Consider the following 17,794-nt stretch of genomic DNA (forward strand, 5'->3'; position numbering starts at 1 on the left):
GCGTGATAAACCGGCCAATTTCCGGTGCATAATACCGATACGTATTAAAATGCAGCCCGGTCTCGTTGTCAAAATATTGGCCCGCATAACGCAGGTTTTGCCTGAAATCACAGCTTGTTGATGACCGGGCCGGATCGGTGAAGTAAGCCAGTGGCGGGCCATCCAGTTCACCAAAAATGTGATATTTTCCCGCCCACGCAATTTTCCCGTCCTCGTCCGTGACTTCCAGCGGCGCACCGTTGATATCGGTGTGGTACCAGAAGTCATTGTGCCTAGCTCCCCTCGTGACGATGCTGGCCAGCGGGGTGTAGCTGTCATGGGATTCGTAGCAGTAGGTCTGCGTTTCGCCACTTTTCCCATCACGCTCCTGCAACAGTCGCAGGCCATGCCAGACAAAATCGGTTTGTTCATAACGCGCCAGTCCATCAATCCCAATCTTCACCCCCTTGCGGATACGCCGCCCAAGGGCATCATAGTGATAACGTGCCGTTGTGTTGCCGATGACCGCCACGGTCAGGCGGTTGTCGCCATCATAGCGGTAATCCTGGGTTTCGTACCACCGACACTCCCGGCGGGTAATATTGCCGTGCGGGTCATGCTCATAGCGCCATTTCCGCCAGTAGCTCAGGCGGTCGCCCTGCGGCGTCACCGCTTTAGGGATCCCCTGCTCTTCCGCCTCCCGTTCCAATATCGACTGCGGTTGCTCCAGCAGGTTATCCGCCCCAGTGCGTCATAGCCAAAACGCACGGTGTTGGGCTCTATTCCCAGTTGTTTACCGTTGTCGTTCGGTTCACGGCTAGCCTCCAGCAACCTGCCCATGTTGTCCCACCGGTACTGATAGGTGTCCGTGTGGGTTTCCCGCTGGATCAGCTGACCGGCCGCATCATAATGCTGGTGTACCTGCCGTTCCGGGTACTGGAACACGCGGTCACCCATGCGCCGTTCGGTGCTTAATAAGCCCGCCGCGTTGTATTCGTACCGGATTAAGGTGTCGTCAGGACGGATTTCTTCGATTAAACGCCCTTCGGCATCACGGTTCAGCCGGTAACGGTCATCGTTGGCGTTGTCGAGCTGTATCAGATGCCCTTCGGGACTGTACTGATAGCGAATTCGACGTTGTAAACGGTCCGTCGCACAGACCACCTGACCTGATGCATTGTATTCCCAGGCGCGGGGCGCATTCTCATTGCGCTGGTGATGGGTCAGTTGACCCGCGCTGTCCCATGCCAGGTGTTCTGTGGAATCGTCAGGATAGGTGATGAGGATTAACTGGCCGCTATCGTTATAGTCATAACGGGTCGTTTCCATCAGCGCGTTGGTAAAGCGGCTCAGTCGGTTCTCATCGTCGTAGCGCCATGTGCTGCTTTGCCCGGAACAGTCGGTGTGGCGCATCAACTGCCCCTGACCATTCCACGTAAAATGGCTTTCCCCGCCTTTGGCATCAGTCACTTTGTCGGGACGCACCGTATTATCAAAGCCGTAGTGATAACGGGTAGTCTGCTTCAGTGGCGAGGTTTCACTGATCGGCCGCCCAAATTCATCGTAAGCCAGCGCCGTCTCGGTGCCATCCGGCCAGAAGATAACAGTGAGCCGGTCGGTATCATTCTGGTACTGCCAGCCGGTCTGGTTGCCGTTGGCATCTAGACGAACCGGTCATGACTGCGGCATCACAGACCGTTTTGTCTCCGACCCGCACCGCAGGATAGCCATTGATGAAAACGGAAGCAGAGCCTTCCGCCATCTGGCGCAGGCCATTTTCTTTACTGCACGCCACTTGACTGCGTGTCGCGATGGCGGCGGGTTTGCTGTTGATATAGACATTGGGGGAACCACTCTTGATTTCCCCGCAGGGACTGCGCGACGAGGCCCCCTTAGAGACACAGGCGTCACGCGCCATGTCGCCTAAATATCCCGCCGCCATGCTCACCGCAACGGCGGCACCCATCAGCAAAACGCCCACCCCGAGACAGGATGTAGCTAATCCGGCGACAAAGAGGGCCCCCGACAGCATTCCCCCGGCGGCTGAAATTAATGAACCGATGACGGTGCCCGCAATCAATCCCGCCATAGCACTGGAATGGCCTATCGTGTCTCCGAGCCGTGCAGCTTCTGGCATAGCGTCCCCTCCCTAGAACTGGAAACTTTTCAGGCAGTCATCCAGCCACTGCCGTTGCGCCTCGGTGAACGCCTGCTGGGATGACAGGGTGAAAATCAGCGCTTTTTTCTCATCCAGCAGAAATACCGCCTGATATTGATAGACCTGCTGCCCCTTTTTGGGCCGATAACGGGAGAACAGCGCCGTGCCTTGCCGCAGGCTATCGCCCAGCGTCGTGGGCTGTTCTGCCAATAATTGCCAGTCGCGCAGACCGTTTTTCAGCAGACCTTTCTGGCGGGTGAGATAACTGGCGAGATCTTCGCCTTCGACCAGCTGATCACGCGAGATATTTAGCGCGGGTGCATCGGGCACGATGAGGATGTTTACCGTCTGTTCTTGATAGCCTGCCGGTAACAGAATGCTGCCTTCAGTGAACTGACAACGTGCTTGATTGTCCATCTTTCTTTTGTCTTAATATAGGAATGCCAAACATAGCAACAACATTGATAATCCTGATTAAACAGATTCAGGGGGTACCCCCTTCTCAGTCATCAATAAACTTATACAATCAATAATGCTGTCCGTTTAATATTCAGACAAAAAGATATAACAAAAAATCAGCTATATCTTGATTATTAGGTGAATTAATACTCAGTGAATTTAATAAAATGTGATTTAAGTCACAAAACAATACCGATAATCGCGCTGAAAATCCGTCTTAATGAACTCAATCACTACAATTTTATTCAATCAATTTACCTTGCCCGGTTTATAGATCTTGCATTAATCACCAGAGAAATTTAACTTTGCATTTTACCGCAGCACTTATCAGTGTACCGAGGAAGCTGGCATGTTTAAGTGTGTTGCGCGCCGATCCGAGCAATATAGATTAATTGTCTTGCAAGGTAGGAGGAATAAATTTATTTCTTTACTATTTTGATCATATATCAATATTCCGGCCCAATGGCCGGAGTCATCTTATTGATTGATCATTTGAGCAGGCAAAAATCTAAAGATTTGCTTATTTAGCATTTAACACTTCGTTTAATTTAGCTTCATCAAGCTGACGACAACGTTTTGCTACTACAATCGTTGCAACCCCATTGCCAATCAGGTTGGTTAACGCTCTGGCTTCTGACATGAAACGATCTATTCCCAGGATTAATGCCAAGCCCGCCAGGGGTAAATGCCCAACAGCAGAAATTGTTGCCGCTAATACAATAAACCCGCTGCCTGTCACGCCAGCAGCTCCTTTAGAAGATAAAAGCAACACCACTAATAGCGTTATTTGATGCACAATATCCATATGTGTATTGGTTGCCTGCGCAATAAATACCGCAGCCATTGTTAGATAAATAGAAGTACCATCGAGATTAAATGAATATCCGGTTGGTATCACCAAACCAACAATCGATTTCTGACATCCTACCTTCTCCATTTTGTCTAACATACGCGGTAATGCAGATTCAGAAGAGGATGTTCCCAATACGATTAATAATTCTTCTTTAATGTAATTGATAAACCGGAATATACTAAATCCAGTCACTTTCGCTATTGTTCCTAAAACAAATATGACAAAAAGAATACAAGTGATATAAAAGCAAACTATTAACTGTCCTAATTGTATCAATGAACCAATACCATATTTACCGATGGTAAATGCCATTGCACCAAAAGCCCCCAAAGGTGCTAATCGCATTATCATATTGATAATACCGAAAATCACCTGGGAGAAACCATCAATAATATTAAAGATTGGTTTCCCTTTTTCTCCCAAATGATGAAGTGCAAAGCCAAATAACACCGCAAATAATAAAACCTGCAAAATATTACCACTGGCGAATGCGCCGATGACACTGCCTGGAATAACGTCAAGTAAAAATGCGATTATTCCCTGTTCAGCCGCTTTCTCCGCATATATAGAGACAGCTTTAACATCTAACGTAGTGGGATCAATATTCATTCCTGCACCAGGCTGGACAACATTGACAACTATTAACCCAATAATTAAAGCAATTGTGCTGACTATTTCAAAATAGACCAGAGCAATAGCGCCTGTTTTACCCACAGCTTTCATACTTTCCATACCGGCGATACCGGTCACAACCGTACAGAAAATAACTGGCGCAATAACCATCTTGATTAATTTTACAAATCCATCACCCAATGGTTTCATTTCTGCGCCAAGTTGAGGGTAGAAATGCCCCAGCAGTATGCCGATAGTTATTGCAAGCAAAACTTGAAAATAAAGACTTTTTAGTAAATTTTTTTTCACTTCTTAATTCCCTAATCCATAGTATAAAATCAGATTCTATTTATTCTTATTAGAACGGTGTGATTGTTGTTAAATTTTCCCTATATCTTTATTTACATAAAATATAAAGTAAATTTTCATTATTTTTTCACAAAATTTTAAAGTTAACACACAATTTTTTAAGATATAGATCACATAAACATACAATAAATAACCACTTTAAGATGGCTGAACCAATGATTATCTCACAAGTTATTTAAAACCTCCTATTTAAAAATACCCGTAATTTTAAGCGTCTCTATTTTTCAACCCATTAAGTATTAATATGAAAATTAACAGGTTTTTGACACACCGAACGTTTTAAGAACGATTTAACCACAAGAAATTATTAACTATAATTGCATAGCCCGGTTGCTTTGTTACAATTTAATCAACAATATCCCACAACATACACGGCATGATCTCAATACCCGAAGGAAAACTATTATCATCATGAAATTAAACAGCCAGTTAAATCATCATATACAGACACCAGAAAATCCTATCGCTTCCACTCCAGTAGTATTGATCCACGGGTTATTTGGTGATCTGAATAATCTTGGGGTCTTGGCCCGTGATTTACAGCAATATTATCCCGTTATTCAGGTTGATGTACGTAATCATGGTTTATCTCCACGGGCAGATAACATGGATTACCACGATATGGCACAGGATGTTATTTCTCTGCTGGATCATCTGCAAATTCAGTCCGCTATTATTATTGGTCATTCAATGGGCGGCAAGATCGCGATGACAATGACCGCCCTGACACCAGAGCGGATAGAAAAAATTGTTCTTATTGATGTAGCGCCAATCGCCTATCAGGTTCGCCGTCATGACCAGATTTTTACCGCATTGAATAAAGTGACGAAAGCCGGCGTTAATACCCGTCAGGAAGCCACCGAAATTATGCGGGAAGATATTCAGGAAGAGGGTGTTATTCAATTTTTATTAAAATCATTCCGTCAGAGCGAATGGAAATTCAATTTGCCGGTGTTAATCAATCAATATGAAAAGATTATCGGCTGGGAGGAAATACCTGCATGGCCTCATCCCGCTCTGTTTATTCGCGGCGGTCTTTCTTCTTATATTCAGGAAGAGTATCGAGATGATATCGCCAGACAATTTCCACAAGCTAAAGCCTGGGTTGTCGCCGATTGCGGTCACTGGGTTCACGCAGAAAAACCAGACGCCGTTTTAAGGGCAATTCATCGTTTTCTCAATATTGATGCGGAATAATGCAGGCAGTTAACTCGCGATAAATATGGGCTCACCTTTCTGTGAGCCCATATTATTTTATAATTTTATTATAAAGCGTTAATTAAGCAAATTTTCCTTTTCCAATCATTGTATCTGTCCACGCCGTTGTAATAGCCATTTTTGCCTTACTGTCCAGACTTTCGATAAAACCATTATCGCCTGCGCTGGGAGCAAAACTGCTCATTGTCTGAATCAATAAATCAACCGCATTGTCTGACAGTGCAGTCAATCCACGCTCCCCTGATTCATTATTATTATCCATTTGTGTCACCAATTTGGCACGATTGCCATCAAAGTAATCATTAAAGGTGACTGAGCCTACCGATTCAAATATGCTCTGAGCGGTGTCGTCCTGAATAGAGCGATTCACCGACAGCACTAAATCATATCCGCTACGCTGAAACCATAAGTCTTGCCAGTCAATGCCGTTAAAGAGGATCATATCTTCTGCACTGATATCGTTAACCTGATTATCAATCACCTCTGTGCTAACCACAAAGCTGTCTACACCGCCACCGCCCTGGAAGGTGTTCTGATACCCCGCCAGCACCAGCACATCCTGTCCATCACCACCATTAAACCGACTGAGTTTTGATATCGCAGTCGCTATCAGGTGATCATCACCTTCTCCGCCATTGATCAGTGCACGGTAGCCCATCAGTTTAATAACATCGTTACCGGTATCGCCATCAATCCGATTGTGATTACCAAAGACATTGGCAAAGTCAGCGCCTTTACCTAAACCAACCTGGCTGTGATTACCGATAGTCACAACATAGTCCTGCCCCTCCCCGGCATCCAGTTGGTTGTGGTTGCCCGAAGTCACCACATAATCCTGCCCATGACCCACATCAACAAAGCCCTCTTCACCAAAGACAAATGCCTGGTCGTTCCCCTCGCCCATAAATACCTGGTTTAGGCGTCCGGCCAACACAGCGGTATCATCCCCTTCTCCACCAAACATCCAGTTTTCACGCCCCATTAGCACGCCCAAGTCACGACCATCTCCCCCGGTAAAGACATTGGATATGCCCGTTGCATAGAAAACATCATCACCGCGGCCACCCCAGAAGTGGTTGTTATCGCCTAGATACGCACCAAGGTCTTTGCCGTCGCCTCCCCAGTTCAGGTTGCTGTTACCCAGTGATATATGAATATCACCATCTCCTTGCAGATGACCGCTATTTCGTAGGAAATCGAAGGTTTTCTCCTCCATATTCAACAAATCAGCTGTCAGATTCTCTTTCAGGTTGGAGACTAACGATTGCATTTCTGTTTGTTTGTCTTGACTGAAAATTGTCGCAAACAGGTTAGGCAGGTTCAGTGCGTTGAAACCAAATGCCCGTTCAGGTTTGATACTGTCCGTCGCAGGAAGACCGGTTTGAACATGTTCAACCTTGGCTATGGAAACCTTGCTCTCTTCATCAACCGCTTTTGCTTTTAGACCATGACTTTCAGCAAAGGATTTAACGCCGTCTGCCCCCATATCCATGCCAGATCGCAAACCCGCCAGCAATTTGTCCGGATCAATGAAGGCTTTTAGCTGCTCACCACTGAATTCCCCGACAATTTCAATCATCTCCTGCAAAATGGCAACACCATCCACCGCGTCACCGGTACGGGAAACAAGATGGCCTTCCGCCGTGTAATCCACACCAAAGATATCCGCTAAGGTGGTATCTGCCCCGACACTCGCCAACCGGCCAAGCAGCCGGTTCTTAAGTTGACGCGGTAAGTCGTGCGGATTATAGGTGAAGGTGGTCTGCACCAGACCGGTTGTTGTGAACTGTTGAGTCATCAGACCAAATAATGAACCCAGGTTGGTGTCCAGAATCGATTGGATATTGTCACCGAACATCACGTTCCAGCCACCGGTTGTCACCTGAATATCCGCTCCCTGACCACCCACAGCAAAGTTGAAAGTCAGCTCTTTATTGGCCCGGCGGAATTGTTCTGCCCGGCTCATGTTGCCGGTGTCAGCCTTATTGCTATTGCGACTTAACCATTCGTTATATTTCTTGTTCAGTGTTAATTCGATATCGCTTTTCAACGCGCGGCTACTGCGCTCATTTTGAGAATCGAGATCAATCAGGGTGTGATAATCCACGCCGCTGGTTTGATCGAGGCCAGACATATCCTGAACAAATTTCTTCGCACCGGTGATTGTCCACTGCTGTTCTTGCGCAGCTAACCACTGTTGATCTGCCCCATAACGGGCAATCCCTTGCAGGACGCCAGCGACATGTGCAACACCATCAAAGGGGTTGATCAACGGTGGCGTCGGGATTGATTTATCCATCATCACAATCAGATCGTTACTGCGGCCCATGTTGAAGCTCACGTTACGGTTACCGATGAACATTTGCGCCCCTTCAAGCGCCTGATAACCACCGATATCAACACTGTGCCCACTATCGCCATCACCGATATGAACCATTGCGTTGTTATCCCCAAAGGCCAGTGATTTAAAGCCCCCGGTTCCTACTTTGATGCTAACGTTCGATGTTCCCCAGTTGATCGTCGTAAATTCCCCTTCACCGACATTGACCTGAACATTACCGGAATAGCTCAACTGAGAGTGATCCGAACGATTACCGGAGTTAACACCAATCCGGGTTTTACGCTTCTCTGGTGCAGTGAAACCATTCGCATTATCCGCAATCGCACTTTTGGTTAACCCATCTGAATTAACGATACCCACTTGGGAAAGGTTGATATCACTTTCAGTAATACCGTGGATCACTCTTTCTATGCTGGATGCCAATTCACCCCGCTTATTCCATCTGAATACGATTTTGTTATTAGCCAAATGATGACCCCACTGGCTGTTGTGATCACGGATACTGTGGTCACGGGTAAATTTACGACCAGTGGCATCAACAGCCACTTCGCTACGGCGGGCTGAAACATCACTGCGAATACCTTGTTTCTCCAGGACAACGACAAAACGACCAGCAAAACCATCACGCCAGTTATCACTGATCAGAGAACAGCCGACGATACTGATGTGGTCAGGTGTCCCCGCCTGACTAAAATCCCGGCTGAACTGTTTGAGTTTTTCCGCCAGTTCATCAGCACTGTAACCACTTAGGCGGGTGTTATTATGCTCTGATTCGTCACGACCATGTCCGACAATCTGCCAGCGTAATTTGCCCGATAATTTAGCAGGATCACCGTAGACAACCCGGTATTTACCGCCGGAATCGAGCTGAACAACGACACTCGAATCCGGATGTTTCCCCGCCAGATTAGCTGCTGCTTTGGCTGCTACCGGATCATTTTCTGTTTGAATAATCACCTGACCATCAAAACGCGTTTTACGGCCATCGGTTTGTGCTGTGACCGCAACGCGATCCCAGGTTGCAACCTGTTTATTTTTAATAACGTCATTTGATGATAGTTTTTCCAACACAAGGGCCGATCTGTCGCCATCAACCGGCACTTTAAGCGTCAGCTTACTGGCTGTTGGATAAGTAAACACTTTGTCGATATTCAACTGCACAACGTTGACCACTTGCTTAACGTTATTACTTTCAACTTCAACCAGCACTTTCTTACCTTGCTTAGTCGTCACTTCCAGCGTGACATGATTTTCACGGTAATCAACCACACGCCCGGTAGCACCTGAACCCAATGTAAAAATCTTACCCTGCTCTTTTAATGCTCGCAGTACGTAACTCTGTTCACCATCACGCGACTTTTTCCAGACACCATCATATTTGGCGATAGCGCCCTCTTGAAACTTGTTGAATTGAACATAGAAACTTTGATCAGGATCTTTACTCACCTGGAATTGATATTTCGTGAGGTAACTTTTATGGAAAGAGTCCATAAAACGGCGAAAATCATCATAGTCAGCAAATGATTTGGCGCCAAAGTTAGGATCATAGAATGACCAAACGGTTTGCGCGTCTTGTCTGTGGACAACAACCGACATTGCGTGATATTTAGACATAAATGTCATGTAAACCGATCTATTCACATTACGCAGTTTACCCATGACAGATTCGTAACCTTCCGCCTCATAATTCAATGCATCATTGATATTCGGTCCGGTCAACCCGTTGGCTTTTAATTTTCCACCATAAGCGGCGTTGGCTTTTCTACGTGCAGCAGTTGTGGAGTCATCCATCGACTGGCTGTATTGCATCGATAATAGATCTTCAATCGCCGAGCCCATATTTTGCCGGCGATATTGGTTCAGCAACGAGGATTCGATAGCGTTGATGTCCGTTTTCTTATTGACCGATTTGTCGTTGTAAGCTTTAACGGCACCCTTTAGCCACAGCATATAATCTTTACCCCCTCCCGCACCATGTATCCGCTCTTCGATCAGATAACGGGCAGACAAGGCAAAGCATAATCCCATCAGGAACTCTTTCGACTCAACCTTGTTCCCGTTAGTCAGGAGTACACTGCCGATTTCTGGAATGATTTTTTTAAGTTTTTCCAGCAGATTGTCATCCTGACTGAAATGGAATGAATAAGCTTTCAGCTCTTTTCCATGTGCTTTCACATCAAAGATTTTGTCAGCAATTTTTTGCAGCAGGTCTCCTTTGGTGAATTCAGGCTGTTGAGAAGACGAGGTTTGCTCACCAAACAGGTTATAACCGGGTACAAACTGTTCAGCACGCAACCTTTCCCGCTCGTCTGCCGCATATTGGAACCCGGTATTGGTCTGTAAACGGTTAATGGCTTGTTTAACTCTGTCCAGAGCCTGTTCTTCTTCATCCAGACTGCCACTAAACCGGCCATCGGCATGAACAACAGATTCAGGATGAATATGACTGCCGGTTTCTACCGGAGCAGTTGATTGATAAGCTTTTCCAGATAAACCACTGCCGTAAGCCCCCACTCGCTCTGGTTTAGCATCATCACTCTGCTTCGCGCTTTTCGCCTCGGTTTGTGCCTGAGCTGTTTTATTTTCCGCCTCAGTAATATCGCGTTTACCCCGGTCTTTAGCGCTCTGGCAAGTCTTATTGGCGTCATTTACCGTTTTTTCTGCCCGCAATTGCTGTGAAAGCGCTTCTTTTTCTCTCAACTCTGCTTTTTTCTGAGCAACTGCAATATCCTGCCTTGCATTGTCACGATCTTGCTCACTTTTCACTACACCAGCTTCTGACTGCTCAATCGCTTTTTTGATGTGTTGTTGGTTAGCGGCGATTACTTGCTGCACATTATCTAATTGTTGCTGTGAGGTAGAATTGGCTTGATTTAATTTATCCTGAACACGGTTCAGTAATCCACCAGCGAAATGATTACGCCACTTTTCACCTGATTTCCCCGGGTAATTTGCGTAATTATTAAGTGTATCCAAACCTTGAGTCATGGCAATTAGCTCATCAGTCACCGATTGAGATTCTTCTTGTAACGCCTCGCGCTGTGCCTGACCATTGGTTTTCAACACGCTCTGATTTGTTGATTCAAGTTGGAATTGAAATTTTGTCATGGCAGCAAGCTGCTTATCTCTTTCCTGTGCCAACAATCGGCGATCTTTTTCCACATTTTCCTTATCAGTTAAGGCATTTTGTACCGCTTTATCCTGTTTCACATGTTCAGTAACCCGATGGAACTGTTTTGGCGTCCTGGATTGGGCAACAACGTTATCCAAAACATAACCCATCCCATCACCCAGACCCGTACCTTCAAATTCAATCCGGTTACGGCCCTCTTTGGCGATTAATTCCAATGCCTTATTTTGCCATTCGCCGGTATCCCCAGACGTTGAGAATATAAGTTTGCCATTCCAGAAAACATTTATGCCATTGTCGGCGATATTAATATTGGGGCGATTAGCAAAATCAAAGCTCAGTGCAATCACTTCCCCTTCACGCAAATTTTGCAGGTCCTGGTAAATAGTGGTGTTATCTTTAACATCAAGTTCACTGACCCGATCACCATGTCCGACATTATCCAGACCATAAGTGCGCGCAGAACCGTATGCCTCAATCTGATTGGTTGACTGCCAACCTTGCTCATTTTGTTCAAAATCACCATTGATGATCAGATTTTCATTCTGATCTGATGCAAATCCGACTTTTTGACTTAAAGAATGTTCAATTAAGCTGATATCAGGCGTCTCTATCTCTGTCACAGAACCACTAAGACGGCTATCCAGGTCTGAACTGACCTGCTCAATTTCATCCACCTTAAAACCGTCAATAACGGAAACTTCAGCTAAGTTAATCGCTCCCCGGCCTTTACGGATGCCGGACGTGTTTGCTTCCTCACCACGAACTAAATAGTTGATCGCCTGACTGCCGCTGACACCTAATACCGTCTGTTTGATGTTGTCAAAAAAAGAAGAGAGTGAGTTGTTTTCAACGTTACTGACAGCAAGGCTGTAAAAATCGCCATTACCAAGCTTAATCGCCACATTATTTCGTGCGTAAGCAGCATTGATTGCCAAACCATCACCAATATGAATATTGGCATTATTTTCACCTTTCATCACCGCAACATTGAGACCATCCCCGACTTGAGTATTGATATTATTGTTGCCCCACGCCGCATTAACCGAAACACCCTGCCCCACTTTGGTATTGATATTCAAGTCGCCATGAGTTGCCGTGACGTTTAAGCCATTGCCGATAGTGGTCGTGATATTCATTTGGCCTTTTGCCGCCGTAACCTGCCTGCCGTCACCCACTTTCGTGACGATGTTTTTATCACTCCACAACGCATAAAAGCCGTCACCCTGACCAATTTGGCTCACCATGTTGGCATCCCCCCTGGCGAGCACAACATGACGGCCATCACCGACCTTGGTAATCACATTGGCTTTACCCCAGGCCCCGGTGTAATCATCACCATGACCGACATGGGTAATGATATTGGTGTTACCCTGACCCACCGTGACTTCCTGCCCATCACCAATTTTAGTGATGATATTGTCATCACCTTTAGCGAAGTTGTAACGGTCACCATCACCGATCTGGGTCAGGATATTGGCTTTACCCCAAACAGCATTGACACCTTCACCCTCACCTGCTTTGGTAATGATATTGGTGTTACCTTTAGCAAGCCCTACCGTCATACCCTTACCTATATGGGTCATCACATTACCCACACCCACATTGGAGATGAGCAGGCCAACTGTCGTACCTTCACCAATTTTGGTCAGAATATTGCCTCTGCCCAGCAGCACACCCGCCGTTGCCCCATTACCCACATGTGTAGTGATGTTAGCTCTGCCAGAGGCAATAACCCCCATAAAATCATCACCCACTTTGGTAACGATATTAGCTTCTTCCCGTACCAGAGCACCGGTTAAGCCTCCCCCCACATGCGTCATTATATTGGCTTTACCCAACATCGCAGCCAGCGAAGTACCATCCCCGACTTTGGTCATGACGTTCAGCTCACCGGCAAACAAGCCGATACTGGTGCCGTCACCGACATGTGAATAGATATTGGCCTTACCTATCATCAAGCCGGCAGTCAGATCATCACCAACTTTCGTCAAAACGTTAGTACTGCCAATCATGGCAGCAAAGGTCTTGCCATCACCGACATGGGTAAAGATATTGGCATTGCCAATCATGGCCGACAACGTCATGCCATTACCCACTTTGGTAGCAATATTGCCTTTTGCCAGCATCAGGGCAACGCTGGTGCCATCACCAACATGAGTCAACACATTGCCTGCCGCCGCCATCAGTGCCAGCACATTGCCTTCACCCACTTTTGTCAAGACGTTACCTAAACCGCCCATCAACGCCCACACATCACCTTTGCCAACATGAGTAAAGAGGTTGCCTTTACCTATCATGGCAGCAATCACCTCACCATTGCCGGCTTTAGTGAAGATATTGCCTACGGCACCCATGACACCCAAAGTCCTGCCGTTACCAACATGAGTCAGCACGTTACCTATACCCAACATGACGCCAATCGTGTCACCATTGCCGACTTTGGTCAGGATATTGGCACCACCGAGCATGACACCCGTGGTATTACCATCACCGATGTGCGTGAGGACATTCGCACCACCGCCCATCACCGCCAGCGCATTGCCCTTGCCTTGTTTGGTAAAAACATTGGTGCCGCCCAGCGCAATGACCGTGGTATCTGCGGTTTCAGTATCATCACTGATATGAGTGATAATGTTCGCACCACCAAACATTGCGGAAACCAGCCCACCGGTGCCAAACTTGGTCAACACATTAGCGCCGCCCAAAAGTATCGAAGAGATATCCCCGTTACCCTTTTGGGCCATCACGTTAAAACCACCTGCGGCTAACCAATTAGCGCCGCCATTGCCTATCTGAGTATGCGTATTGTAGCCACCCAACATCACTACCCGGCTGTCACCATAACCTTTGTGAACTGAGATATTGCTCATTGACAGAAGATGAACCAGATATCGGCCATCACCTATCCGCACAAGCAGGTTGGCCACACCACCGGCATAAACATTCATTTTTCCGCGTAGCCCCTGGTGAACCAATACGTTGGCTACACCGGCACCGTGGAATCTCAAATCCCCCTCGTCACCACTTTTTACAATAATATTAGCTGCACCTCCGCCTTCAAAATTGATATTGCCACGGGTAACATCGGATTTAATAACGTTTCCACCCCCTATGCCGTTAAAATTAATATCACCCGAACTCTCACTGATGTTTTGCTGACCAGCCCCTTCGGTACGACTTATTTCCTCAGAAATCGTGTATATCGTATCGAACGTATATCGAAGTCTGCTCAACGTACAACCACCGGCTTCTATTGGGCGGTAACCATTTGCCGGGGAGAAATCTTCATTAGCCACATCACTCGTATGATCACCGGCTTTCTGCCATGCTTTGGTAAGGTATTTCAGGGAACCGGTTTCAGGATCATCGGCCAATTCAACCTGTACGACTTTGGTATAGGATTCTATATACCTGGCATATACATAAGTATTGGGTTGGCGATTCCATTTGACGGCGGAAACATCCACTTTCTCACGATTGGAAAAGACAGAATGCCCACCCATGTTTGCATTAGCGAGAGTAATTTGTTTTGCATTAACATCAGCTCCGACAATATAAGTTACCCACTCATTTTCCAGCAAACTTTCTTCGGTGCCATAAACAGTCATGGGTTTCGAGTGTTCAACCATTAAATTAAAAAGACGATAGGCACCATTAACGTTGACATCAATAAACCCATTGAGAGATTGGATATTATTCGAGGCAATGCCTTCAAGGTGATTGCCTATTTTATACCAGGAGGTAGAGTAATAACTGAGCTTGCCGGTAACAGGATCGTTTTGAAGTTGAATTTTGTTGACATGCGTGTACCGGGTATCAGTCATCGCAAAGAGATAAGTATTTGGCTCTGTCGTTGATTTAATCCCGGTGACCAGTTGAGGTTCCCGGAGATAATAGCCGCCCATCGTCGCTGTTGTTAATACGATCTCTTCCGCTTTGGCATATTCTAATGCGCCGCCAATTGGCTCACCATGATAAGATTTATTTAAGTTTGCATCTGTACGAGTGAGTTCATTGTAAGCACCTGCACCGGAAAAATAGATATCGCCACGTGACACATCAGAGTAAATTTTATTGTAGCCACCAACGCCTTCAAAAGTGATATCCCCACGGGTTTGCTTATATTCATCTTCACGTTGGCGTAAACGTCCAATACGGTTTGCAGCACCTGCCCCACGTAAAATAATATCCCCATCTTTACCTTTACGAACAATGTAATTATCCGCACCAGCGCCATTAAAAGTAATATTACCGCGTTCTACCCGCGAGCTGATATGGTTTGCCGCACCTACGCCACTAAATGATACATTCCCCTGAGAGCCTTGATACTGCTTAAACCAGGTGCGGTCGATTTTGTTACTCGCACCTGCCCCAGTAAAATACAAATTACCCCGATCCGTTTCATGCCATAATTTGTTGTAGCCACCCGCGCCTTTGAAATTGATGTCACCTTTTAAACCTTTTCGATTCAAACTGTTATAAGCCGCAACTCCAGTAAAACCAAGGTTACCACGGTCACCCGAATGCGCCACGGAAATCCCTCCCGCAGCACCAGAAAATGAAACATGACCACTCTCACTTTTATTAATCTCTGCGTAACCCGCACCGCCTTTTATCGACAGATCGCCAAGAGTATCTTCTATCTCTAAATATGCAGCCCCACCGACCACCGTATCATCCCCTTCACCGGTATAGACTTTCGCTGCAATCGAACCAAGGGTGATATGATCATCCCCGCCACGGGCATAAATGCGACCCCCAATCCCAATCGCATCGATATTATTATTATCGTTATCAGCAATATAATTCCCGGTAAAAAAGTATTGCGCACTACGGCTTGATGATTTACCCATAAGAAATCCTTTAGATTAATTTTTTCCCAGTCAAATGAAATAAAAAGAGAAAACTATTTAGTTTTAATTGATATTAGAGATAGCTTGTTCAGATTTTCCAAACATGTTTTTACCTAAAAAAAACAATTTCTTAATAATAAAAACACAACAGTAAAAAAATTAAACTCAGAGAAATACTGAATTTAATTATAATATTTTTTAATGAATAATTTGGATAATAGCGTCGAATCATATATTGCAAAAATTCAAAAGCAATATTCATACAAAAAAAGTCTGTTTACTCCCCCACAGACTTCCTATACCCCCACACTTAGGCACAGTTAATATTAATAAATTAATAAAATAGCAATTCAAATTAAATATAATTTAACTTAATCTATAATAAATTTTTATTTAAACATTGACTCATAAAATAAATTAACGAATAAAATCATTAACATTATAATAAGAGTGATAATAAAGTTTTATTTATTTAAAATAAACGAGTTATAGTGAAAAACTGAAATAAAGATAATTCATTAATGAAAATATTAATAAATAAAACCAAGAAGTATTTGCAAAATATGCCACGCCGCCGTAATAGCGATTTTCGCCTTCCTGCCAAATTAACCATTTTTTATGGTATTAGTTTTATCGCTTACTTCGTAAAACCAAGGTGAGAAAGCACTTAGGTATTAACGGAGTACCTGTTTTTTACCCTCAGCTGATTAATCACTGAAAAAAATCAGCTTGCGATCGCTAACAAAAGAGAAAACAAGTGAAAGTGAATCATGTTAAAAAGATGATAAGCCTGAAAAGCGATTTTAGTTCCGAAGGTTTTTCTTATTTTTTAATTAAAAACGCATCTAATGAATCACTATAGGCTCTGGTCACTCGGCCATAACGCCTGCCACAGGACATGGCTCTCACCGCTTAATCATCGCCAATACGGCGCGGCCAGTATGCTTTCATCAAATAAATACATTATACACATTGACGTATTTTATCTTTAAGCCTATACCTTTTGTAATGTTATACGAGACCTGAAATAGGGCGCTGCCATTCCCTTTCTGAGTGACCAAACCTTTTTTTATGGGCATTCATCAGCCTAACACCAACAGCAAACGGGGAGGGGGAACAAGCCGAAAAAGAGATGTCGACGACACACAGCATTAATAATAATTAATATTCAAACCACTAACACAGCAGAGGTCCATTTCATGGGCAAAACAGACACAATCAGGAAACAGTTATGTCACTAACACGCGCAGAAGCTCAATACATATCTAATAATAATCTCGGGTGCCGCTACGGCACTACGACTGGGGGGGCGGCCTACGCCTTCATGGACATTCAAGGGGAAGGCCAAAATGGAGGTGCGCTGATCCCGTCAACACAGACACTCCTTGAGTGGCTTAGAAATCCTGGCCAGCCCGCTTTTGAGCCCCGTTGGCACAACCGACTGTGGAACTCATGTGGAGTTATCGTCGGATTGAGCGCCTCGGGTACAGTGCTCCTCGTGACGAAAGCGCCACCCACCGCTGAACGGTACCTGTTCAATAATGAGGCTGCACGAGGTGATAAATATACGTTTCGCAAATGCAACCGCCTTGCACCGGACAGTACAACTGTGGCGACAATCTCTTATGGACAGAGAAAAGGTGAGCCGGAAGACAAGGAGATCGCTTCCCCTGTCAACGCTGCACTGATTAATATTGTTACCGTCGAGCAGTTATATAACGCGATCCTTGCAGAGCTAAAGAAACTTGCAGGCAGCGCGGCAAACTGACCGCTTAGCGGCCAACAGCTAATGGCTGTGAGAGATCACAGCCATTCAGGA

General features: G+C 45.5%; 7 protein-coding genes and 1 pseudogene. 2 read left to right on the forward strand and 6 right to left on the reverse strand.

Annotation, left to right across the window (positions count from 1 at the left end; all coding sequences use genetic code 11):
• The 5 genes and pseudogenes from ACGF63_RS18710 to ACGF63_RS18730 all read right to left on the reverse strand — a co-directional run.
• The coding region (locus ACGF63_RS18710) for an RHS repeat domain-containing protein (protein ID WP_387632617.1) at window positions 1–688 on the reverse strand (688 nt) is incomplete at its 3' end.
• Window positions 646–1,392 carry a hypothetical protein gene (locus ACGF63_RS18715; RefSeq protein WP_239002259.1) on the reverse strand — a complete coding sequence of 249 codons (747 nt, stop codon included), beginning with the start codon at window positions 1,390–1,392 and terminating at the stop codon, window positions 646–648. The genes ACGF63_RS18715 and ACGF63_RS18710, both read right to left, overlap by 43 nt.
• A gap of 253 nt (window positions 1,393–1,645) precedes the next feature.
• Window positions 1,646–2,116 (reverse strand): annotated as a pseudogene (locus tag ACGF63_RS18720) (PAAR domain-containing protein); the annotation flags it as partial.
• A 12-nt stretch (window positions 2,117–2,128) separates the two neighbouring features.
• Complete coding sequence (locus ACGF63_RS18725) at window positions 2,129–2,554, reverse strand: DcrB-related protein (protein ID WP_387632620.1); 426 nt, start codon at window positions 2,552–2,554, stop codon at window positions 2,129–2,131.
• 562 nt (window positions 2,555–3,116) lie between these two features.
• On the reverse strand, window positions 3,117–4,370 hold the full coding sequence (locus tag ACGF63_RS18730) for a dicarboxylate/amino acid:cation symporter (RefSeq protein WP_036843324.1): 1,254 nt from the start codon (window positions 4,368–4,370) through the stop codon (window positions 3,117–3,119).
• A gap of 471 nt (window positions 4,371–4,841) precedes the next feature.
• Here ACGF63_RS18730 and ybfF point away from each other — a divergent pair, with 471 nt between their 5' ends.
• Window positions 4,842–5,627: an esterase gene (ybfF, locus tag ACGF63_RS18735; protein WP_387632622.1), complete on the forward strand. Its 786-nt coding sequence runs from the start codon at window positions 4,842–4,844 to the stop codon at window positions 5,625–5,627.
• An 82-nt stretch (window positions 5,628–5,709) separates the two neighbouring features.
• On the opposite strand, the gene rtxA is transcribed toward ybfF, so the two are convergent.
• A complete protein-coding gene (rtxA, locus tag ACGF63_RS18740; RefSeq protein WP_387632624.1) occupies window positions 5,710–15,975 on the reverse strand; it encodes an MARTX multifunctional-autoprocessing repeats-in-toxin holotoxin RtxA in 10,266 nt (3,421 codons plus the stop codon).
• A 1,489-nt stretch (window positions 15,976–17,464) separates the two neighbouring features.
• Between rtxA and ACGF63_RS18745 the strand changes: the two genes are divergently transcribed.
• Window positions 17,465–17,743 (forward strand): hypothetical protein, encoded by a 279-nt coding sequence (locus tag ACGF63_RS18745; protein ID WP_387632626.1) that lies wholly within the window; start codon window positions 17,465–17,467, stop codon window positions 17,741–17,743.
• Window positions 17,744–17,794 lie beyond the last annotated feature (51 nt).

Source organism: Photorhabdus sp. RM322S (genome assembly GCF_042879395.1).
Classification (GTDB): domain Bacteria; phylum Pseudomonadota; class Gammaproteobacteria; order Enterobacterales; family Enterobacteriaceae; genus Photorhabdus; species Photorhabdus khanii.